The organism is Methylobacillus glycogenes JCM 2850, from assembly GCF_000617925.1.
Classification (GTDB): Bacteria; Pseudomonadota; Gammaproteobacteria; order Burkholderiales; family Methylophilaceae; genus Methylobacillus; species Methylobacillus glycogenes.
Genome location: NZ_BAMT01000017.1, coordinates 20,470 through 40,840 on the forward strand (window position 1 = coordinate 20,470; position 20,371 = coordinate 40,840).

The following is a 20,371-nucleotide window of genomic DNA, read 5'->3' on the forward strand; positions in this document are numbered from 1 at the left end:
GAAATAGCGCCATGGACGGCTTGGCTTATAATGTCCTCTTTGCAAAGTCCAGGAATTTCCATGCGCCCCAGTCAACGCGCCGCCGACCAGTTACGCGAAGTCGAGATCATCCGTCACTACACCAAACACGCCGAAGGCTCGGTACTGATCAAGTTTGGTGATACCCATGTGCTGTGTACCGCCAGTATAGAAGACAAAGTGCCACCTTTTCTGCGTGGCAAAAACCAGGGCTGGGTCACTGCTGAATATGGCATGCTGCCCCGCTCCACGGGTAGCCGCATGGATAGAGAAGCTGCACGGGGCAAGCAGTCTGGCCGCACGCAGGAAATCCAGCGTTTGATTGGCCGTAGCCTGCGCGCCATCATAGACCTGCACAAACTGGGCGAACGTACCATACACCTCGACTGTGACGTGATCCAGGCCGATGGCGGCACCCGCACCGCCAGCATTACCGGGGCCTATGTCGCCCTGCATGACGCAATCAGTGTGTTGTTGAAAAAAGGCCAGATTCAGCAATCGCCCCTGCGTGATGCAGTGGCGGCAATTTCCGTGGGTGTCTACAAAGGCACTCCAGTACTCGATCTCGACTATATCGAAGATTCTGACTGTGATACCGATATGAACATCGTCATGACTGGCAAGGGTGGCTTTGTGGAAATTCAGGGCACCGCGGAAGGAGAACCCTTCCAGCGTGAAGCATGAACAGCATGGTGTCACTGGCCGAAGCTGGTATTCGTGATCTGCTGGCCAAGCAGAAAGCGGCGCTGGGTATCTGATCGTGGCCCTACCCTTCCAAAAACTGGTCATCGCCAGCGGCAACCAGGGCAAGCTCAAAGAAATTCAGGCTTTGCTGGCCCCTCTTGCGCTGGAAGTGCTGCCGCAGTCTGCCTTCAATGTGCCCGAGGCGGAAGAGCCTTTTGTCACCTTTGTCGAGAATGCCCTGACCAAGGCGCGCCATGCCAGCCGTCATACTGGCCTGCCTGCGCTGGCAGATGATTCCGGTATTTGTGTGGATGCCTTGCAAGGTGCGCCCGGGGTATATTCCGCGCGCTACGCCGGCGAGCCTAAATCCGACGCCCGCAATAACGAAAAACTGCTGCAAAGCCTGAGCGGCGTGCAAGATCGCCACGCGCACTATTATTGTGTGATGGTGCTGGTGCGCCATGCCGATGACCCGCAACCCCTGATAGCCGAGGGTATCTGGCAAGGTGAAATTCTCACCAGCGCCCGTGGCGAGGGTGGCTTTGGTTACGACCCGCTGTTTCTGGATGCCAAGACCGGGCAAACCGCGGCTGAGCTGTCTGCAGAGATTAAAAATCGCATCAGCCACCGTGGTCATGCGCTGAGTCGGCTCTTGCATCAACTTGAAAGGCTGGCCTTATGAGCAAGCCTGCAAATGCTTGGCCAAAATGGCTGCGCGATGACGGCAGCGTGGTGTCCTGCACCGAAAAGGTCAAGGTCATGACCGAGAACTTTGACGAACTGCGCCAGATTACCCAGGATGCCCTGGAAGATGGACTGCTGATGGAAGTCTCAGAAGCGCAAATGCGCGAGGCCTTGCATCAATTGATAGATGAACTGGTGAACCCTTATCAGCCAAATAATTCCAATAACGCCGACTGACGCTACCTCGTCACAGGCGCCAGAGCAGGAAGAAGTTGTTTCTTCCGGCCTGACCGTTTCGCCGCCTTTATCGCTCTACATCCACATTCCCTGGTGCGTGCGCAAATGCCCCTACTGTGATTTCAACTCGCACGAATCGCGTAGCGAAATCCCGGAAGCGGCTTATGTAGATGCCCTGGTGGCCGATCTGGAGCAATCCGTGCCGCGTATCTGGGGCAGGCGCGTGCAAAGCATCTTCTTTGGTGGCGGCACCCCTAGCCTGTTTTCGGCCGAATCCATAGACCGCATCCTGAGTCAGGTACGCGCCCTGGTGCCGCTCAGCAGCCATGCCGAAGTCACGCTGGAGGCCAACCCAGGCACGGTGGATGCCCAGCATTTCCGTGGCTACCGCGATGCCGGGGTCAATCGCTTGTCCTTGGGTATACAGAGCTTTGACAGCCATTATCTGGAAAAACTGGGCCGCATTCATGATGAGCATCAGGCCATGGCCGCTGCCGAGCTGGCCTTATCCACCTTTGATTCGGTCAACTTCGATGTGATGTATGCCTTGCCGGGCCAGACCCTGGCGCATGCCCTTGCCGACGCCGAGCGCGCCTGCCAGCTGGGGCCAGCGCATCTGTCCTTTTATCACCTGACGCTGGAACCCAACACCCCATTTCATCGTACACCCCCGGCACTTCCTGACGACGACACCAGCGCCAGCATGCAGGAAGCGATTGAAGACATCTTGATCGGCCATAGTTACCAGCATTACGAAACCTCGGCCTTTGCCCGCCCCGGCAAGCAATGCCGCCATAACCAGAACTACTGGCTGTTTGGTGATTACCTGGGCATAGGCGCGGGCGCGCACAGCAAGCTGAGTTTTCATGACCGTATCACGCGCGAAAGCCGCCACAAGCACCCCAGGCAATACCTGCAACATGCAGCCCAGGGCAATGCCATGGATCAGCAATGGTCTATCCCGCGAGATGAACTGCCATTTGAGTTCATGATGAATGCCTTGCGCCTTACCTCAGGGTTTTCGGCCGAGTTATTCGAGCAGCGCACCGGGCTGGCCTTATCTGAGATTGAAGACACGCTGCAACTGGCGATCAGCAAAGGTTTGCTCAGCCGTACGCAGATAAGCCAAGCGCCAAATCATGTGGCGGGTGCTGAAAATTTGAGCAGCACGACCATTGCGCCTACTGCATTAGGCCAGCGTTTTTTGAATGAACTACTGCAACTATTCCTAATTTAGTACTGAATTTAATCGAAATTTACAAGGGCTTACCATTTGTAGGAGATTGTCTGTATTACAATACAGCGGTTCTGGAAGTCAGGCGCGTACAGCGATGGGGAATTTCTGCTGACGGCATTCACGATGCACACCAAAGACTTGACACTGGATAAGAGGGGTAACTGAACAAAAACATGGCTTTAAAACCACGGATCAGCTATGGATCAACATAACAAATCAGTAGAAACTGCAAGACAAACCCTGATGCAGCTTGCCAAAAGCCGCATCGAACCCACACCTGACAATTACCGCAAGGTGTACAACGCCATTGTTGGCAAATCCACCGCAGACGGCAGCGCCGCCGTCAGCCAATTATTGGGCAAGGTCTTGTCAGAGATTGGCTCGCAACACCCACACCATGAAGACTCCGTAAGACAGATTATCTTCCAGATTGAAACGCAGAACTGGGCAGAACTGGAGCCTGCATTACGCAAGCTGTTTGCCAACCTGCCACTCACCGCCCCCCTGCCACATACCCCTTACCATGCCCCTTCCGAGCAACACCTAGACATGGTGGAACTCTGGCGCACCATGCTGGTGAAAACACTGGATTTGGTGGTAGTGCCCCAGTTGAAGGATATGCCAGAGGCACAGCAACGTGCCCAGGACCTGCTGCATAAAGCCCGTGAAGCACAGACCCGCGACACCATCCTCGGGCTGGAAGACGCCCTCAAGGAAATCCTCTTCACCCTGGAAATGCATCTGGATACCCAAAGCCAGTTGCAACTGCATCTGCTGCAATTGCTGCGCCTGCTGCTAGTCAGCATGGAAGCCTTGCTACTGGAAGACAAATGGCTGCAAGGCCCCACCGCGGCCGTGCGTGACATCCTCTCCCAGCCTTTGAATATCGAATCTCTGGCCAAGGCAGAAACCACACTGAAAGAGCTGATCTTTATGCAGGGCCAGCTCAAGCCTGGCTTGATAGAGGCGAAGAAAACCCTGAAAAAGATGGCTTCCATCTTTGTTAGCCAGCTTTCCGAGATCAGCGAAGCCACGGGTGATTACCAATCCAAACTGGAAAATTACCGTGAGGAAATCAGCCATAGCGACGAAATTCAGGATCTCAATCAGGTATTGAGCCGCCTGCTGGAAGACACCCAGGTTATTTCCACCGTCACCCAGCGCTCACGTGTGGAGATACTGGAAGCACAGAACAAGGTGCGTGAGGCCGAAAAGCAAATCTACGAACTGACCTTGCAGCTAGACCATATCAACGAGATCGCGCACGAAGATTATTTGACTGGCACCCTCAACCGTCGTGGCATGGATGAAGCGCTGCTGCGCGAATTCAACCGTGCGGATCGATTTGGCATGCCACTCAGCATCGCATGATGGATATAGACCACTTCAAGCAGATCAACGACAGCATGGGCCATGCTACGGGTGACCAGGCGCTGGCCCATCTGGCCTCTGTGATTAAAGAGTCATTACGCGCCACCGACGTGATAGCGCGCTATGGTGGCGAGGAATTCATTATTTTGCTGCCAGGCACGGCAGAAAAAGATGCCATCAGCGTCATCACGCGCGCGCAGCGCGAGCTCACGCGTAATTTCTTTATGCATGACAACAACCGTGTCTTGATCACCTTCAGCGCAGGCGTGGCAGAGCGGCGCTCAGGCGAGGCGGCTGACGCCGTGATAGGCCGTACTGACCGCGCGCTTTACCGCGCCAAGAATAGCGGCCGCAACCGCGTGATAGGTGCGGATAACATGGAACAAGCGCATATCACCCAGTAATGAAAACCCCCGCATGCGGGGGTTTTTCATTAAAGCTTATTCAATTCATGGCGCTAGTCTAGTCACCGCCATGCACTTACTCACTACCTAACTCAGCAAGGCCTTGGCGCGTTTCAAGGCTTCCCGCACCTGGGTAGGCGCTGTGCCACCTCTGTGGTTACGGCTGGCAAGTGAGCCTTCCAGTGTCAGTACGCCGTAGACGTCATCTTCTATCATGGCGCTGAACTGCTGTAGTTGCTCTAAACTCAGTTCGGATAAATCACAGCCCTGTTCTACGCCATGGCGTACAGCCAAGGCCACCACTTCATGTGCATCGCGGAACGGCATGCCTTTTTTCACCAGGTAATCGGCAAGGTCTGTGGCGGTGGCAAAGCTTCAGCCGCAGCCAGGCGCATGGCGGCTTTATCTACCTTGATGCCGCGCAACATATCGGCGTAGATCTCCAGCGTCACCAGCAGGGTATCCACGGTATCAAACAAGGGTTCTTTATCTTCCTGGTTGTCCTTGTTGTAAGCCAGGGGCTGGCTCTTCATCAGGGTCAGCAAGGCCACTAGATGGCCGTTGACGCGCCCGGTCTTGCCGCGCACCAGCTCAGGCACATCCGGGTTTTTCTTCTGCGGCATGATGGAAGATCCGGTACAGAAACGGTCGGCGATATCAATAAAGCCGAAACGTGGGCTGGACCAGAGTATGAGTCTTCCGAGAAACGTGACAGATGCGTCATCAGCAAGGCGGCGGCGGCGGTGAATTCGATGGCGAAGTCTCTATCAGAAACCGCATCCAGTGAGTTTTCGCACACGCTGTCAAAGCCCAGCTCACGTGCCACGCGCTCACGGTCTATGGGGTAGCTGGTGCCCGCCAGCGCGGCAGCACCCAGAGGTAAGCGGTTGATACGCTTGCGGGCATCGGCCAAACGCTCAGCGTCACGTTGCAGCATCTCGAAGTAAGCCAACAAATGATGACCAAAGGTCACAGGCTGCGCCACTTGCAGATGGGTGAAGCCTGGCATGACGGTATCCGCATGTTCTTCTGCCAGGTCTACGATAGATTGCTGCAACTGACGTATGCCACGGATAGCGGCATCGGTCATATCACGCAGCCAGAGGCGTATATCGGTAGCCACCTGGTCATTGCGCGAGCGGCCAGTATGCAGGCGCTTACCTGCGTCACCAATCTTATCGGTAAGGCGTTTCTCGATATTGAGGTGTACGTCTTCCAGGTCCAGCAGCCAGACAAACTCACCCTGGCGGATTTCTTGCAGAATAGCGGCCAAACCCTGCTCTATCAGGCCACATCAGCCAGGCTGATAATGCCTTGGGCACCCAGCATGCGGGCATGCGCGAGGGAACCTTGAATATCGTATTCAGCCAGGCGCTGGTCAAAGCCCACCGATGCAGTATATTGTTTGACTAGCTCGGCAACCGGCTCATTGAAACGACCTGACCAGGTCTTGTTGGCTTGTTGATTCAAGATTGTAGGCTTCTCTAAGATGACGTTGCGGGATGATTGCGGGACACGCAAAAAGTATGGGCATTATAAAGCAAAACACCATGAATTCCGCCAGGTTGCCTGACTTCCGCAACCTGGGTATCGCCCTGCGCGTTCTGGTGCTGGTCAACCTTTTGGGCTTGTTTGCCGCCCTGGTAGGCAGCACAGACCTCAGTGAGATCTTGCCCGTATTTGCGCGCTGGTGCACCTTTATCCTGCCCGTGCTGATGCTAAGCCTGTTGACGTTGGCCGGGTTGCACCGCGCGCTCGCGAGATTACCCTGGCATTATGGTGTGGGCTGCATAGTGCTGGTCACTACTGCGGCTGGGCTGCTAGTGCATGTGCTGGCCAGCGAGGCCCTGGGTATCAGTGGCCTGGGCAGTGCTGCCCGCACCAGCAGCATTGTGTTGCTGTTCACACTGGCGGTGTTGGGTTATCTGCATCTGCGCCAGCGCTCCCTGGCCCCTGCCCTGACCGAGGCCAGGCTGCAAGCCTTGCAGGCCAGAATACGTCCGCACTTTTTATTCAACAGCATCAATGCTGTGCTCTCTATCGTGCGTAGCGATCCCAGGCAGGCAGAAAACGCCTTGATGGATATGGCAGACCTGTTCCGGGTGCTGATGGCCGACAATCGTGAGCTGACCTCGCTGGCCGAAGAGTTAGCCTTGTGTCGGCAATATCTGGCGCTGGAAAAGCTGCGCCTGGAGGACAGGCTCAATCTGGATTGGCAGATAGATACTATGCCGCCAGATGCCATGATTCCGCCGCTGATATTGCAGCCCCTGCTGGAAAATGCCGTCTACCATGCATAGAGCCGCTGGAAGGGGGCGGCGTTATCCGCATAGAGATCAACAGCACGCGCAAAGAGCTGCATATCCGCCTCAGCAATCCTTATCAGGCTGGAGTGGCGCATCATCAGGGCAATCGCATGGCGGTGAACAATATCCGCGAGCGCCTGCAGTTGCATTTTGATGCCGAAGCCAGCCTGGAGATACGCCAGACAGCAGGCGAATACCAAGTGCATATCACCCTGCCCTACCGCCAGGGTGCTCAGTCATGACCACCGCGCTAACTGCCAGTTTGAAGGTTGTGATTGCCGATGATGAAGCCCCGGCACGCAATCGGCTACGAGAGCTACTCAGCGAGTGCCCTGACATCACGCTAGTCGGCGAGGCGCAAAATGGCCTGGAAGCGCTGGAGCTCACCCAGCAGCAGCAACCGCAGCTGCTGTTATTGGATATCCGCATGCCAGGCATGGATGGTATTGAAGCCGCAGGTCATGCCCTCAAGCTGCCACAGCCACCCGCCATCATCTTCACCACTGCTTTTGATGGCTATGCCATACAGGCATTCGATATGAATGCTGTCGACTATCTGCTCAAGCCTATCCGTCAGGAGCGTCTCAACACCGCGCTGACCAAGGCACGCCTGCTGCTGCCCTCGCAGCTCGCCGCCATCAAGCCCTTGCAGCGTGCGCGCACACATTTCAGTGTGCAGCACCATGGCCGTATGTTGCTGATCCCGGTTGCGGAAGTCATTTACCTGCGGGCAGAGCTGAAATACCTCACCTTGCGCACGCGTGATCAGGAATACCTGATAGAAGAATCCCTGACTACGCTGGAGCAGGAGCTGGGTGAGCGTTTTCTGCGTCTGCACCGCAATTGCCTGGTGGCGCAGGCCAGCATCCTGGGTTACGAAAAGCGCGAGCATGAGGGTGAGGCTGCCTGCGTGGCGCTACTCAAGGATGTGCCAGAAACAATCGCCGTCAGCCGTAGGCAAATGCACCTGCTGCGCAAGCTCTCAACACCTTAAACGCTAACTGGCTTTGCCCGGGCCGGGGTTAAAGCCTGGGGCGGCTATGTTAAGATAGCAGCCTGTTCACTTTAGCTGTCACGGCTCACTTTTCGTCCATGAATGCATCCCAGAATGCCGACCAGAATTCCAGCTTGAATCCCAATTTGAGTTCCAACTTGAGTTCTAGCGACTATGCCCCGAAGAAACTGGTCATTGCCTCGCGTGAAAGCGCGCTTGCCATGTGGCAGGCCCGCCATATCCAGAGCCAACTGCAAGCGCTCTATCCCACTACCGAAGTCAGCATACTAGGCATGACCACCACGGGTGATCAGATTCTTGATTCCCCGCTGGCCCTGATAGGCGGCAAGGGTTTGTTTGTGAAGGAACTGGAGCAAGCCCTGGCAGATGGCCGTGCCGACCTGGCCGTGCATTCGATGAAAGATGTGCCCATGCACCTGCCGCCAGGCTTTGCGCTGGCAGCCATAGGCGAGCGCGAAGACCCGCGCGATGCCTTTGTCTCCAATGATTATGATTCTTTAGAAGCACTGCCCGCAGGTAGCGTGGTCGGCACCTCCAGCTTAAGACGGCAAAGCCAGTTGCAAGCCCACTTTCCTGGCCTCAAGATTGAATCCCTGCGCGGCAATTTGCAGACGCGTTTGCGCAAGCTCGATGAAGGCCAATATGCCGCGATTATTCTCGCGGCTGCAGGCCTGAAGCGCCTGGGGCTGGAACACCGCATCCGCCAGGCGCTGGATACCACAACCAGCATCCCGGCGGTCGGCCAGGGCGCACTTGGCATTGAGATCAATGCCGAGCGCCAAGACCTTTATGCCATTCTGGCGCCGCTCAACCACGCTGCCACTGCCGCCTGTGTGGAGGCTGAACGTGGCATGAGCCGCGCGCTGGCAGGCAGTTGCCAGGTGCCACTGGGCGCTTATGCAGAACTGCATGGCGATACTTTGCAGATGTCGGGCTTTGTCGCCAGCCTGGATGGCAAGGAAATCCTGCGTGAATCCCTGCAAGGCACGGTCAATACGCCAGAAGCGCTGGGCCAGTCACTGGCACAAAAGCTGATTGCGCGTGGGGCTGATCGCCTGCTGGCTGGCTTGGGCCAACATTAAGGCATCATGACTGAGCTGCACGGCAGGCATATCGCCATCACCCGCCCTGAAAACCAGGCCAAGCGCCTGTCAGAACTTATCCTGGCGGCAGGTGGCACTCCGGTGAGCTTTCCGCTGATTGCCATCAGTGCGCTAGAGGATTACCAGCCTTTGAGGCTGAAATCGCGCAGTTGCCAGTCCAGGATATGCTGATTTTCATCAGCTCCAATGCCGTGCAGCATGCCATGCCCAGGCTGCTAGCCAGGTTTCCGCGCTGGCCGGCACATACCCAATGCGCGGCCATAGGCCCGGTCACCGCGGCTGAGCTGGGGCAATTTGGCATCCAGCAGGTACTACAACCCGCCAAGCGCTTTGATAGCGAGTCTCTGCTGGCCATGGATGAAATGCATGCGGTAGAAGGTAAGAACATCATGATAGTGCGCGGTGTCGGTGGCCGCGAATTGCTGGCCGACACCCTAGGCCAGCGCGGTGCCAAGGTCAGATTTGCCGAGTGCTACCGCCGCATCAATCCACAAAGCAATAGCAATAAACTACAAGGCCTATGGCAAAATGGGCAACTGGATTCTCTGGTGGTCACCAGTAGCGAAGCCATGCGGCATTTGCTTGCATTGACCGCCAATGGCAGCGCAGAATGGCTACAACACTGCACCATCCATGTGAATCATGCCCGCATTGCCGAATTGCCCATGAATCTTGGCCTGCGTGTCCTGGTGGCAGACGCCCCGGGAGACGAGGCCATGTTGCACTGTTTAAGCGCTGTACCGTTAGCATAAAGCCCAACCATGACTGAACAATCACCTGATATCCAGACTCCAGAAGCTTCCCCCGCTGGCCAGAGCCGTCCCTCTTCATTTATAGGCGTGCTGGCATTGTTGCTGGCCATCATTGCGCTGGCGGTGGTGTCGTGGCAATGGCTTAACAGCCGACACAAACTCAATGAGTTACAACAGGACCTGACCCAGCGCCTGGAGCAGTTCAACGGCTATAACCAGCAAAGCCTGGCACTGGCAAAGAATGCCGATGAACGCAGCACTGAAGCCAGCGCCCGCACCATGCGTCTGGAGCAGCAACTGGCAGAATCGCGTGACCAGTTGGAATCATTGCAGACACTGTACCTGGAGCTGGTCAACAATCATGACGAACGCCTGATTGCCGAAGTTGAACAATTACTCATCATCGCCAACCAGCAGTTGCAACTTGCGGGCAACGTCAAGCCTGCGCTACTGGCGTTGCAAACTGCCGATTCGCGTCTGCAACATGTGGATAGCCCGCTGGCGGTGCAATTACGCAAAGGCATAGCCAAGGATATCCAGCGCCTGCAAGAGCTGCCACAGGTCGATTTGATTGGCATCAGCCTCAAGCTGGAAAACCTGATAGACAGCGTGGATAAACTGCCCTTGGTGAGTGAGCGCCACCCCAAGGCAGCGGCGCACCAGTTCAGCCCGGTTGAGGAAAATCAATTCCGCCGCCTGGTACGCGAGGTATGGGATGACCTCAAGCAGATGATACGTTTAGAGCGCGTAGACCGCCCAGAACCGCCCCTGCTGGCACCAGACCAGACCTTCTTCCTGCGCGAAAATCTCAAGCTGCACTTGCTGACAGCGCGCATTGCCCTGTTGCAGCATGACGAGCCGTCCTATCGCGCCGATCTGGAGCAGGCGGACAAGTGGATACGCAATTACTTTGATCTGCGGGAAAACCCCACCACCACCGCTCTGGCAACGCTCAAGCAATTGTCGTCCAACAGCATCGTGATTCAGCTGCCTGATATCTCGGAAACCCTGGGCCTGGCCAGCAAATATAAATTGACGCTGGAGCGATCCAACAACTCGGAGCGCACTCATGACCGTAACAATCTGGAACGAGGTCAATAGTGCGTGTACTGATCTGGATTCTGCTGATACTGGCGCTGGCCATAGGCGTATCACTGATAGTGGGCAGCAACGAGGGTTATGTGCTGATCGTGCGCCCGCCTTATCGCCTGGAGTTATCGCTTAATTTATTGCTGATTTTGGTGATTCTGGCCTTTGCTCCTTGCACCTGATATTGCGCTTTATCAACTATGCACGCGAGCTGCCCGCCAATGTGCGCAACTACCGCGAAAACCGCCGTATACGCAAAGGTCATGCTGCCTTGCTCGAAGCCCTGCATGCACTGGGCCAGGGCAGATACCAACTGGCGCAGAAAGCCGCCTCCAAGGCGCTGGATCTGGGTGAAGACCCAAGCCTGACCGCCTTGCTGGCCGCGCGCGCTTCGCACAAGCTCAAGCAAAAGAGCCAGCGCGATTACTACCTGGCTGAAGCTGAGCGATTGGCGCCGGAAGCCGATGTTGCGCGCTTGTTGCTCAATGCAGAATTGCTGCTGGACGATAGGCTTTACAGCCAGGCCCTGGCGGTACTGAAAAAAATCGAGAAACTGGAAGCCCGCTTTGCCCCTGCCATGCGTCTGGAACTCAAAGGTGCAACTGCGCCTGAATAACTGGGAACAAGTGCTGGTGCTGCTGCAGCAACTGGAAAAATATGACGGCATGGAAAGCTGGCAAGCACGCGAAATCCGCCATCAGGCGCACCAGCATTTGCTCTTGCGCCATGGCAGCGATCTCAATGCCTTGATGGCCTACTGGAAAAAAGTGCCGGAAGAAGACAGGCTTAATGGCCGTGTGGCCTTGATGGGTGCGGAAGCCTTCATCAAGCTGGGCGCGGGCAATCAGGCACAGGAAGTGCTGGAAATGAGCCTGACCAAGCAATGGAACAGCGAGCTGGCTGCCAAGCTGGGTGATTGCCATAGCACCAACCCGCACAAGCAATTGCAACAGGCCGAGCACTGGCTGCTTAGCCATGAGGGCGATGCCAACCTGCTGCTGTCACTGGGCAAGATGTGTATACGCCTCAGCCTATGGGGCAAGGCGCAAAGCTATCTGGAAGCCAGCATTAGCGTGGCCCCCAGTGCCGAGGCGCACCTGACACTGGCGCGCCTGCTGGAAAGCCGTGGCGAGAGTGATGCCGCCAATCGTCACTATCGATTAAGTGTGGAATTCTGCCGCGCGGAATAGCGCGGTATTATCTGGCGGCAGCGGCCCAGCCGCCGCCGCAAAAAGCCTACACCACAGCCCGCACTTAGGTCAGGATTTATTGGCCTGCGGATTGGCAAAGGTGAAGGCGTCAGAAAAGAACTCATGTTCAGGCAGACCGTGGCGCTGGAAATCTCTGTGTGCCACTTCCACCATCTGCGGTGCGCCACAACAGTACACTTGGTAAGCCGCCAGATCAGGGTGATCCTGCAATACCGCTTCATGTACCAGCCAGTCCTGCCCAACCAGCCATCTTCCGGCGCAGGTTCTGATAACACCGGAATATATTGGATCAATGGGTTCTGCTCCGTCCATTGTCGCGGCAGCGCATCCAGATACAGATCTTCCAGCGCCCGCGCCCCCCAATACAATTGAATCGGGCGTGTCAGCCCATGTTGCAGCGCATGCTCCACCATGGCTTTGACTGGCGCAAAACCCGTGCCGCCCGCCAACAGAATAATGGGCTTGTGGCTGTCTTCACGCAGAAAGAAACTGCCAAACGGCCCTTCCATGCGCAATATGGTTTTCTCGGCCATTTCCTCAAACACATAGGCGGTAAACTGCCCGCCTGGCACCAGCCGCATATGCAGCTCCAGAAACCTGTCCTGATGCGGTGCGCTGGCAATGGAAAACGCGCGCCGCCTGCCATCCTTGAGCAAAAACTCCAGATATTGCCCGGCCATGAATTGCAGCCGCTCATTACTGGGCAGCTTCAGTGTCATGCCCATGACATCGTGGGACAAGCGTTGCAGCTTTTCCACGCGCACCGGCATGATACGGGGCGGTATGCCCTCACCCGCCACCTCGCGGCAGTCAATCACCAGGTTGGACAATGGCTGGGCGCAACAGAACAAAGCCTTGCCGGCTTTTTTCTCATAGTCGCTCAAGGCACTTTCGAAGTAATCGCCATAATCGACATCGCCCGCCAGCACCTGCCCCTTGCAAGCACCACAAGTACCATTGCGGCAGCCATAAGGCATATTGATGCCAGCCTCTATGGCGGCATCCAGCACAGTGGCACCGTCTGTGACGGTCAGGACTCTATCACTGGGTTTGATAATGACTTGAAACGACATGGCATTCCTTGAATCGGCCCAGTGCTTACCAGGCTTGAAAAGCGCCGCAGTCTAGCACAGGCTAATCCTCGCGCCTAAACTCACCCTCAATCACGTCGCCACCTTGTGAACCTGCCCCTGAACGTTGCGTACCGCGCCGCGTTTGCTGCGTGGTTTCACGTGAAACGTATTCATCATCATTCACCGCAGAGCCAGCGTTAACGGGTTTGGCCCCACCCGGCAACAGCAGCAGAATCACCGCCAAGGCATCGGTGATCACCCCAGGAATCAACAACAACACCCCGGCAAACAGGTTTTTGGCACTGCCAAACAACGCGCGCATAGGCGTGCCGCCACTTTGTATGGTTTGCGCCATGCGACCCAGCATCATGGACTTTTCATCGCGAATCAGGCGCAAGCCCAGCACACCTACCAATATCAGATACACCAATACCAGCCAGCCATAACGGGCCGCCAATTCCACCAGCACCCATATCTCGGCAACCGGGAATGCGAGTAAAATCAACAAAAGGAATATAAACCGCATGAAAACACTTTCTCCATCTTCAAATAAGCCAGGCGGCTTGCTGGTGCTGACCAATGTGCCAGACCAACAATGCGCCGATAAAATTGCGCGTGAGCTAGTACAAAGCGGTCTCGCCGCCTGTGTTAATCAACTGGCAGCCTGTGTTTCCACCTACCGCTGGCAAGGCAAACTTGAACAGGCTGAGGAAATACCACTACTGATCAAGACCACTACAGCCCGTTATGCCGAGCTTGAAGCGCGTCTTCAGGCCCTGCACCCCTACGAACTTCCCGAAATCATTCATGTCTCTATCAGCGGCGGCTCTGAGGCTTATCTGACCTGGCTGGTGCAAGAAACTGCCTCTCAGAAAGCTTCCTCTCTGGAACATTCGCCCCAGGCAAATTCATCACCACAGGACCCGCAGGCTTGATCTCAGCATTGCCACGCTTTACTAAGCGCTTACTCACTTCCACACTCATCGCCCTGACGCTGGTTTTGCCTATGCTGACCCAAGCAGCAGGTAGCAGCCAGTTTGGTGAGTGGATCAGCAAGGGACGCCAGACTTTCCTCGGCGACGATAGCGCTAATATTCTGTCGCCTGAGCAAGCTTTCAAGCTCCAGGTCGAATTAATTGATGCGCAACACCTGCGCGCAGCCTTCAAAATCGCCCCTGGCCACTATTTATACAAGGACAGAATCAAGTTCGAGCTGGAGCCTGCCACATTAAAACTTGATGCGCTTGCCCTGCCAGCGGGTGATTGGAAACAAGACCCCACTTTTGGCCGTAGTGAAGTTTTCCATCACAGCTTTAGTACCCCACTGACCCTGCAACAAGCAGCCACAGGCGCATTCAGAGTCAAGGCCAGCTATCAGGCTGTAGCGAAAAAGGTTTGTGCTACCCGCCCGCGCACCAGGTGTTTGAACTTGATGCCAAGCATGCGACCCCGCCAGGCATAGCAGGTTCAAATAACTTGCCGCGCAATACCCCTGCAGAAAACGCGCCAGACAACGACAGCCCACCCCCAGCCCATGACCAGGCCAGCGCCTTGCTGGCCAGCGGCAACACCTGGCTGATTATTGCGGGCTTCTTCGGCTTTGGCTTATTGCTGTGCCTGACACCTTGTGTCTTGCCCATGATCCCGATTCTCTCCGGCATCATAGTCGGCACTGCCGCTGAGGCTCAGCACAGTAAGCAGCCAGCAACGGGCAGCAAGCGTTGGCGCGGCTTCAAACTTTCACTGGCTTACACCCTGGGCATGGCCTTGAGCTATACCGCCGCCGGGGTGGCGGCCGGGCTTTCCGGCCAGTTGTTGAGTGCTGCGCTGCAAAATGCCTGGGTATTGCTGGCCAGTGCCTTGGTATTTGTGCTGTTGGCGCTCTCCATGTTCGGCTTTTATGAGCTCAAGCTGCCCAGCCGCCTTGAAAATCGTTTATTGCATACCAGCCAGCGCCTGCCTGGCGGGCAACTGGCTGGGGTGTTTGCCATGGGCGTACTCTCCGCACTGATTGTCAGCCCCTGCGTTGCCGCGCCGCTGGCGGGCGCACTGCTGTATATCAGCCAGAGCGGTGATGTGCTGCTGGGTGGCAGTGCGCTATTTGCACTTTCCATGGGCATGGGCCTGCCCCTATTACTGCTGGGTGCCAGCTCGGCTGCCTGGCTGCCTAAGTCCGGCCCCTGGATGCTGGCGGTGCGCCAATTCTTTGGCGTGCTGATGCTGGCGGTGGCCTTGTGGCTGGTTTCATCTTTATTACCCAGCGCCTTGCAACTCATCCTCTGGGCCGCTTTGCTCATCGTCCCCGCCATCTTTATGCGTGCGCTGGATAGATTGCCTGAAGGTGCCAGCGCCTGGCAGCGCTTCTGGAAAGGCATTGCCATTATCATGTTGCTGCTGGGTGCCACCCTGGTTGTGGGCGCAGCCTCAGGGGCGAAATCTCCATTGCACCCGCTGGAGGGTTGGGCGGGCACACCCGCACCACGCCTGACCTTTCAACCCATCAAAGGGCTAGCTGGCTTACAGCAGGCACTGGCTGCCCATCCGGACCAGCTGGTGATGTTGGATTTTTATGCGGACTGGTGCGTATCCTGCAAGGAAATGGAGCAATTCACCTTCCGCAATGCAGAAGTGCAAGCCAGCTTGCAGCAAGTGCTGGTGCTGCAAACCGACGTCACCGCCAATGACGCGCAAGACCAGGCGCTATTGAAACAGTTTGGCTTGTTTGGCCCGCCTGCTATCTTGTTTTTCAGCCAGCAGCGTGAATTAAGCAGCAAGCGCGTCATTGGTTATCAAGATAGCCAGGCATTCCTCGCAACCCTCAATCAGGCAAAAGGCCAACTCGCCCATGCGCAAACTGCAGAATAAATGGCATTTCGCTCTACTTGCGCTAGGCATCATGCTGTTGATCAGCCTGATACAACTCATACAGCGCAACAGCAGCGAAGCGGTGCTGGCCACACCAGTGCAGGTCCATGCCTCCACCGAGGCTTTCTTTGCTGCCAACGTGCAGGATATTGCGGGTAAAACCCAGACATTGTCACAATGGCGCGGAAAGTTGCTGGTGATTAATTTCTGGGCCACCTGGTGCGCGCCCTGCCGTGAGGAAATGCCAGAGCTGGATGCTCTGCAAAAAGCCCATGCTGATCAACTCACCGTATTAGGTATCTCGCTGGATGATCTTGCCAAAACCCAGGCCTATGCCCAGCAATCCCCGGTGAGCTACCCGCTGCTGGCAGCCGACATTGAAGGCATGGCCCTGAGCGCCTCACTGGGTAATATCAAAAGTGTAGTGCCCTATACCGTGATCATAGATAGCGATGGTAAAATCCTGCGCAGCTACTTTGGCAGGGTCAGCCAGGCCCTGTTGATGGATAGTTTGCAGGGCTTATTAAGCCCCAAACCCTGATTGGCAATTTCGCTAAATTTCGTCAATTCTCTAGACAAAATACCCCAAACTACGGCAAACTTGCAGCCATCAAAGTTGCACTGGCGTTTATCGCCCCCTTTATGGCTGATCTGTCACCCAAATCCGTACTGGTGTTGCACGGGCCCAATCTGAATCTACTTGGCCTGCGAGAACCATCCCATTACGGCACGACTACCCTGGAAAGTATTAATCTCACCCTGACGCAGCAAGCCCATGCTGCTGGTTTTGCCATTGAAACCTTCCAGAGCAATCATGAAGCGGCGTTAATCGATAAGATTCATACCCTGGCGCAGGCACCAGTCGGCATGATCATCATCAATCCAGCAGCTTTCACCCATACTTCCGTGGCATTGCGTGACGCATTGTCCGCGGTCAAGATCCCCTTCATTGAGGTTCATCTTTCCAATATTCATGCGCGAGAATCCTTTCGCCAGCACTCGTATTTCTCTGACCTCGCGGTTGGCGTCATCAGTGGTCTGGGCGCAAAGGGTTATCAACTCGCGCTGGATTATGCAATCAACACCACCCGTGCCTGACGGGCAAACACACTAGAGGTTAACCATGGATTTACGCAAACTGAAGAAACTGATCGACCTGGTCGAAGAGTCCGGCATCTCCGAGCTCGAGCTTACCGAGGGCGAAGAAAAGGTACGCATTTCCCGTCACCTGCCCGCTAGCCAGGTTCCAGTTCAATTTGCCCAACCTTATATGGCAGCACCTGCGGCAGCCCCTGTGGCCGCTAGCGCCGCTGCTACAGAAAGTGCCGCGCCTGCGATTGAAGGCCATGTGGTCAAGTCCCCCATGGTGGGCACCTTCTACCGCGCACCATCCCCAGATGCCAAGTCCTTTGTTGATATCGGCAGCTCGGTGAGTGCGGGTGACACCCTGTGCATCATTGAAGCCATGAAGCTGTTGAACGAAATTGAAGCCGACAAGTCCGGCGTCATCAAGGCAATCCTGGTCGAGAATGGCCAACCCGTCGAGTATGGCGAACCGCTGTTCATCATAGGCTAGGAATCACCATGTTCGATAAAGTCCTCATAGCAAACCGTGGGGAAATTGCCCTGCGTATCCAGCGCGCCTGCCGCGAGCTGGGTATCAAGACTGTCGCCGTGCACTCCGAGGCAGACCGTGAAACCAAATACGTCAAGCTTGCCGATGAATCTGTCTGCATAGGCCCTGCTCCTTCCGGCCAGAGCTACCTCAACATTCCAGCCGTGATCAGTGCGGCCGAAGTGACAGACGCCGAGGCCATACACCCTGCTACGGTTTTCTCTCGGAAAATGCCGATTTCGCCGAGCGTGTTGAGCAAAGCGGCTTTACCTTCATAGGCCCGCGCGCCGAGACCATACGCCTGATGGGTGATAAGGTCAGCGCCAAGGACACCATGAAGGCGGCTGGCGTACCTTGCGTACCTGGCTCCGATGGTGCCTTGGGCGACGATCCTGATGAAATCATCCGCACGGCCAAGGAAATTGGCTACCCGGTGATTATCAAGGCCGCTGGCGGTGGTGGTGGTCGTGGCATGCGCGTGGTGCATACCGAAGCAGCTCTGCTGACCTCGGTGAGCATGACCAAGGCTGAAGCCCAGGCCGCATTCAACAACCCCGTGGTCTACATGGAGAAATTCCTTGAGCAGCCACGCCATATCGAAATTCAGGTACTGGCCGATCAGCATGGCAACGCCATCTATCTGGGTGAACGTGATTGCTCCATGCAGCGCCGTCACCAGAAAGTGCTGGAAGAAGCGCCTGCCTTCGGCATCACCAACCAGTTGCGTGAAAAAATAGGCACAGCTTGTGCTGATGCCTGCAAGCGCATCAACTATCGTGGTGCAGGTACTTTCGAGTTCCTCTATGAAAACGGTGAGTTCTATTTCATTGAAATGAACACCCGCGTACAGGTGGAGCATCCGGTCACCGAGATGATCACTGGCATTGATATCGTCAAGCAGCAGATCCTGATTGCCGCGGGCGAAAAGCTCAGCATCCAGCAAAAGGATGTCAAGCTGGCTGGTCACGCCATCGAGTGCCGCATCAATGCGGAAGACCCGTTCAACTTCGTGCCATCCCCAGGCCGTCTGACCACCTTCCATATGCCTGGTGGCCCCGGCATCCGCGTAGATACCCACGCCTATCAGGGCTATATGGTGCCGCCTAACTACGACTCCATGATAGGCAAGCTGATTGCCTACGGTGATACGCGCGAGCAGGCCATCGCCCGCATGCAGATCGCCCTGTCGGAAATGGTGATTGAAGGCATCAAGACCAATGTCGCCCTGCACAAGGAACTGCTGGCAGATGCAGCCTTCCATCAAGGCGGCACCAGCATTCATTATCTGGAACACAAGCTGGGTATTGCGACCAAATAATGGGCTGGATTTCGCTGAAAATCGAAGCGCAGGCAGACAACGCCGAGCTACTGAGCGACACCCTGATGGAACTTGGCGCCCTCTCTGCCAGTATAGAGGACGCCAATGCCGAAACCCCAGATGAACAGCCTATTTTCGGCGAACCGGGTGACCCACCACCCGGCATCTGGAATCAGAACGTCGTAAGCGCACTGCTGGAAGAAGGCAGTGACGTCCCTGCACTCATCCAGGCATTGGAGCAGGAAACCGCCGTCAGCCAGCTGCGCTACAGCACGGAAGTGATTGCAGAGCAGGACTGGGTGCGTGCAACGCAGTCCCAGTTTGCCCCCATACGCATTCGTGATGATTTGTGGATAGTCCCCACCTGGCATGAAGCCCCAACCAGGATGCACTCAATATCGTGCTCGACCCTGGTCTGGCCTTCGGCACTGGCAGCCACCCCACCACCCACCTGTGCCTGGCCTGGCTGGCTGATACGGTACAAAGCCATGTCAGCGTACTGGATTACGGTTGTGGCTCTGGCATTCTGGCGATTGCCGCCAGCAAACTCGGTGCAGAGCGCGTGATAGGCGTGGACATTGATGCCCAGGCTATTCAGTCCAGTGTCTACAACGCTGAACAAAACCAGGTCAGCGCCGATTTTTATCTGGCAGACCAGCTACCTGGTGGCCAGTTTGACATCGTGGTGGCCAATATTCTTTCCAGCGCACTCTCAGTGCTGGCTCCGGCGCTTGCCAGCGCCTGCAAATCCGGTGGCCAGATTGCACTCTCAGGCATCTTGCGTGAGCAGGCTGAGCAGGTCAGCGCCATCTACGCCCCCTGGTTTGATATGCAAGCCCCAGTCTTCATGGATAGCTGGGTATTGCTGACAGGAAGCAAAAGGTAAGCAGGCCATATGCGGCTAGTCACCTCCTGCCCGGCATGTAATACCTTATTCCATGTCCGGCAGGAACAGCTCAGCCCAGCCCAAACAGAAGTCCGCTGCGGCTTATGCCGAGAAGTATTCAATGTCAGGCCGCGGCTTTATACCTTGCTGGAGCCGCAGTCCCTGCTGCCTGAGCTCAAGCCCGATTACGTTTACCCTGAAGTCAAAATACCCCCTATTTCCTATGATAGTGCGCCGCCCAAGGACACGGACTACGACCTCGAAGCGCACAGCCACTACCACGAGCCTGCTGCAGTTGAAGACAAGGCGCTAGCGGATACTCCGCCTGACGAGGAAGCTCCGGCTGAGGAAGCTCCGGCTGAGGAAGCTCCGGCTGAGGAAGCTCCGGCTGAGGAAGCTCCGGCTGAGGAAGCTCCGGCTGAGGAAGCTCCGGCTGAGGAAGCTCCGGTTGAGGAAGTCCCGGTTGAGGAAGTCCCGGTTGAGGAAGTCCCGGTTGAGGAAGT

23 protein-coding genes and 5 pseudogenes are annotated in these 20,371 nt (G+C 56.1%); 25 read left to right on the forward strand and 3 right to left on the reverse strand.

All coding sequences use genetic code 11. The annotated features are described in order from the left end of the window. The first annotated feature begins 60 nt into the window (after positions 1-60). From rph to JCM2850_RS21310, 6 genes and pseudogenes are all read left to right on the forward strand, one after another. Positions 61-776 (forward strand): annotated as a pseudogene (rph, locus tag JCM2850_RS19860) (ribonuclease PH). 2 nt (positions 777-778) lie between these two features. Further along, positions 779-1,384 (forward strand): RdgB/HAM1 family non-canonical purine NTP pyrophosphatase, encoded by a 606-nt coding sequence (rdgB, locus tag JCM2850_RS15200; RefSeq protein ID WP_025873003.1) that lies wholly within the window; start codon positions 779-781, stop codon positions 1,382-1,384. After that, the gene (locus JCM2850_RS15205) at positions 1,381-1,623 is read left to right on the forward strand and encodes a hypothetical protein (RefSeq protein ID WP_025873005.1); all 243 of its coding nucleotides are present in this window, start codon (positions 1,381-1,383) and stop codon (positions 1,621-1,623) included. The genes rdgB and JCM2850_RS15205 overlap by 4 nt, the downstream gene beginning before the upstream one ends. After that, complete coding sequence (gene hemW / locus JCM2850_RS15210; protein WP_025873007.1) at positions 1,592-2,860, forward strand: radical SAM family heme chaperone HemW; 1,269 nt, start codon at positions 1,592-1,594, stop codon at positions 2,858-2,860. The genes JCM2850_RS15205 and hemW overlap by 32 nt, the downstream gene beginning before the upstream one ends. A 198-nt stretch (positions 2,861-3,058) precedes the next feature. Then, entirely contained in the window at positions 3,059-4,231 is a 1,173-nt protein-coding gene (locus JCM2850_RS19865) for a GGDEF domain-containing protein (RefSeq protein ID WP_051525458.1), read from the forward strand. Further along, a complete protein-coding gene (locus JCM2850_RS21310) occupies positions 4,228-4,635 on the forward strand; it encodes a GGDEF domain-containing protein (RefSeq protein WP_088177772.1) in 408 nt (135 codons plus the stop codon). Before JCM2850_RS19865 ends, JCM2850_RS21310 begins: the two co-directional genes overlap by 4 nt. A gap of 87 nt (positions 4,636-4,722) precedes the next feature. On the opposite strand, the pseudogene argH reads toward JCM2850_RS21310, so the two are convergent. Then, positions 4,723-6,126 (reverse strand): annotated as a pseudogene (gene argH, locus JCM2850_RS19870) (argininosuccinate lyase). A gap of 59 nt (positions 6,127-6,185) precedes the next feature. Here argH and JCM2850_RS19875 point away from each other — a divergent pair. From JCM2850_RS19875 to JCM2850_RS23160, 10 genes are all read left to right on the forward strand, one after another. Beyond that, a complete protein-coding gene (locus JCM2850_RS19875) occupies positions 6,186-6,935 on the forward strand; it encodes a sensor histidine kinase (RefSeq protein WP_369384941.1) in 750 nt (249 codons plus the stop codon). Positions 6,936-7,027: 92 nt separating this feature from the next. Further along, positions 7,028-7,183, forward strand: a complete 156-nt coding sequence (locus JCM2850_RS24175; protein ID WP_369384942.1) for a sensor histidine kinase — start codon at positions 7,028-7,030, stop codon at positions 7,181-7,183. Further along, positions 7,180-7,935: a LytR/AlgR family response regulator transcription factor gene (locus tag JCM2850_RS15230; RefSeq protein ID WP_025873009.1), complete on the forward strand. Its 756-nt coding sequence runs from the start codon at positions 7,180-7,182 to the stop codon at positions 7,933-7,935. Before JCM2850_RS24175 ends, JCM2850_RS15230 begins: the two co-directional genes overlap by 4 nt. 98 nt (positions 7,936-8,033) lie before the next feature. Next, positions 8,034-9,038 carry a hydroxymethylbilane synthase gene (hemC, locus tag JCM2850_RS15235; RefSeq protein WP_081775107.1) on the forward strand — a complete coding sequence of 335 codons (1,005 nt, stop codon included), beginning with the start codon at positions 8,034-8,036 and terminating at the stop codon, positions 9,036-9,038. Between the two features lie 6 nt (positions 9,039-9,044). After that, a complete protein-coding gene (locus JCM2850_RS24180; protein WP_369384943.1) occupies positions 9,045-9,230 on the forward strand; it encodes a uroporphyrinogen-III synthase in 186 nt (61 codons plus the stop codon). Next, positions 9,224-9,811 (forward strand): uroporphyrinogen-III synthase, encoded by a 588-nt coding sequence (locus JCM2850_RS19880; protein ID WP_369384944.1) that lies wholly within the window; start codon positions 9,224-9,226, stop codon positions 9,809-9,811. Before JCM2850_RS24180 ends, JCM2850_RS19880 begins: the two co-directional genes overlap by 7 nt. Before the next feature lie 9 nt (positions 9,812-9,820). After that, on the forward strand, positions 9,821-10,912 hold the full coding sequence (locus tag JCM2850_RS15245) for a uroporphyrinogen-III C-methyltransferase (RefSeq protein ID WP_025873013.1): 1,092 nt from the start codon (positions 9,821-9,823) through the stop codon (positions 10,910-10,912). Further along, a complete protein-coding gene (locus tag JCM2850_RS23150; RefSeq protein ID WP_234406304.1) occupies positions 10,912-11,082 on the forward strand; it encodes a hypothetical protein in 171 nt (56 codons plus the stop codon). The genes JCM2850_RS15245 and JCM2850_RS23150 overlap by 1 nt, the downstream gene beginning before the upstream one ends. Then, positions 11,073-11,516, forward strand: a complete 444-nt coding sequence (locus JCM2850_RS23155; RefSeq protein WP_234406305.1) for a heme biosynthesis HemY N-terminal domain-containing protein — start codon at positions 11,073-11,075, stop codon at positions 11,514-11,516. Before JCM2850_RS23150 ends, JCM2850_RS23155 begins: the two co-directional genes overlap by 10 nt. After that, on the forward strand, positions 11,497-12,090 hold the full coding sequence (locus JCM2850_RS23160) for a heme biosynthesis protein HemY (protein ID WP_234406306.1): 594 nt from the start codon (positions 11,497-11,499) through the stop codon (positions 12,088-12,090). The genes JCM2850_RS23155 and JCM2850_RS23160 overlap by 20 nt, the downstream gene beginning before the upstream one ends. Before the next feature lie 69 nt (positions 12,091-12,159). Here the strand turns inward: JCM2850_RS23160 and JCM2850_RS19890 are convergent. Together JCM2850_RS19890 and JCM2850_RS15260 are read right to left on the reverse strand one after the other, a co-directional pair. After that, positions 12,160-13,184 (reverse strand): annotated as a pseudogene (locus JCM2850_RS19890) (CDP-6-deoxy-delta-3,4-glucoseen reductase). A gap of 61 nt (positions 13,185-13,245) precedes the next feature. Further along, on the reverse strand, positions 13,246-13,710 hold the full coding sequence (locus JCM2850_RS15260; protein ID WP_025873015.1) for an FxsA family protein: 465 nt from the start codon (positions 13,708-13,710) through the stop codon (positions 13,246-13,248). Between JCM2850_RS15260 and cutA the strand changes: the two genes are divergently transcribed. The 9 genes and pseudogenes from cutA to JCM2850_RS21500 all read left to right on the forward strand — a co-directional run. Beyond that, entirely contained in the window at positions 13,709-14,119 is a 411-nt protein-coding gene (gene cutA / locus JCM2850_RS15265) for a divalent-cation tolerance protein CutA (protein ID WP_025873017.1), read from the forward strand. The genes JCM2850_RS15260 and cutA overlap by 2 nt on opposite strands. Then, positions 14,116-14,646: a protein-disulfide reductase DsbD N-terminal domain-containing protein gene (locus tag JCM2850_RS23165; protein WP_234406307.1), complete on the forward strand. Its 531-nt coding sequence runs from the start codon at positions 14,116-14,118 to the stop codon at positions 14,644-14,646. Before cutA ends, JCM2850_RS23165 begins: the two co-directional genes overlap by 4 nt. Further along, a complete protein-coding gene (gene dsbD, locus JCM2850_RS19895; protein ID WP_234406308.1) occupies positions 14,604-16,049 on the forward strand; it encodes a protein-disulfide reductase DsbD in 1,446 nt (481 codons plus the stop codon). Before JCM2850_RS23165 ends, dsbD begins: the two co-directional genes overlap by 43 nt. Further along, entirely contained in the window at positions 16,030-16,590 is a 561-nt protein-coding gene (locus tag JCM2850_RS15275) for a TlpA family protein disulfide reductase (protein ID WP_025873019.1), read from the forward strand. Before dsbD ends, JCM2850_RS15275 begins: the two co-directional genes overlap by 20 nt. A 101-nt stretch (positions 16,591-16,691) precedes the next feature. Beyond that, positions 16,692-17,147, forward strand: a complete 456-nt coding sequence (gene aroQ / locus JCM2850_RS15280; protein WP_025873021.1) for a type II 3-dehydroquinate dehydratase — start codon at positions 16,692-16,694, stop codon at positions 17,145-17,147. A 25-nt stretch (positions 17,148-17,172) separates the two neighbouring features. Further along, on the forward strand, positions 17,173-17,625 hold the full coding sequence (gene accB, locus JCM2850_RS15285; RefSeq protein WP_025873023.1) for an acetyl-CoA carboxylase biotin carboxyl carrier protein: 453 nt from the start codon (positions 17,173-17,175) through the stop codon (positions 17,623-17,625). 8 nt (positions 17,626-17,633) lie between these two features. Continuing rightward, a pseudogene (accC, locus tag JCM2850_RS19900) lies at positions 17,634-18,982 on the forward strand (acetyl-CoA carboxylase biotin carboxylase subunit). Next, a pseudogene (gene prmA, locus JCM2850_RS19905) lies at positions 18,982-19,868 on the forward strand (50S ribosomal protein L11 methyltransferase). Before accC ends, prmA begins: the two co-directional pseudogenes overlap by 1 nt. Before the next feature lie 9 nt (positions 19,869-19,877). After that, the coding region (locus tag JCM2850_RS21500; protein ID WP_199898376.1) for a zinc-ribbon domain-containing protein at positions 19,878-20,371 on the forward strand (494 nt) is incomplete at its 3' end.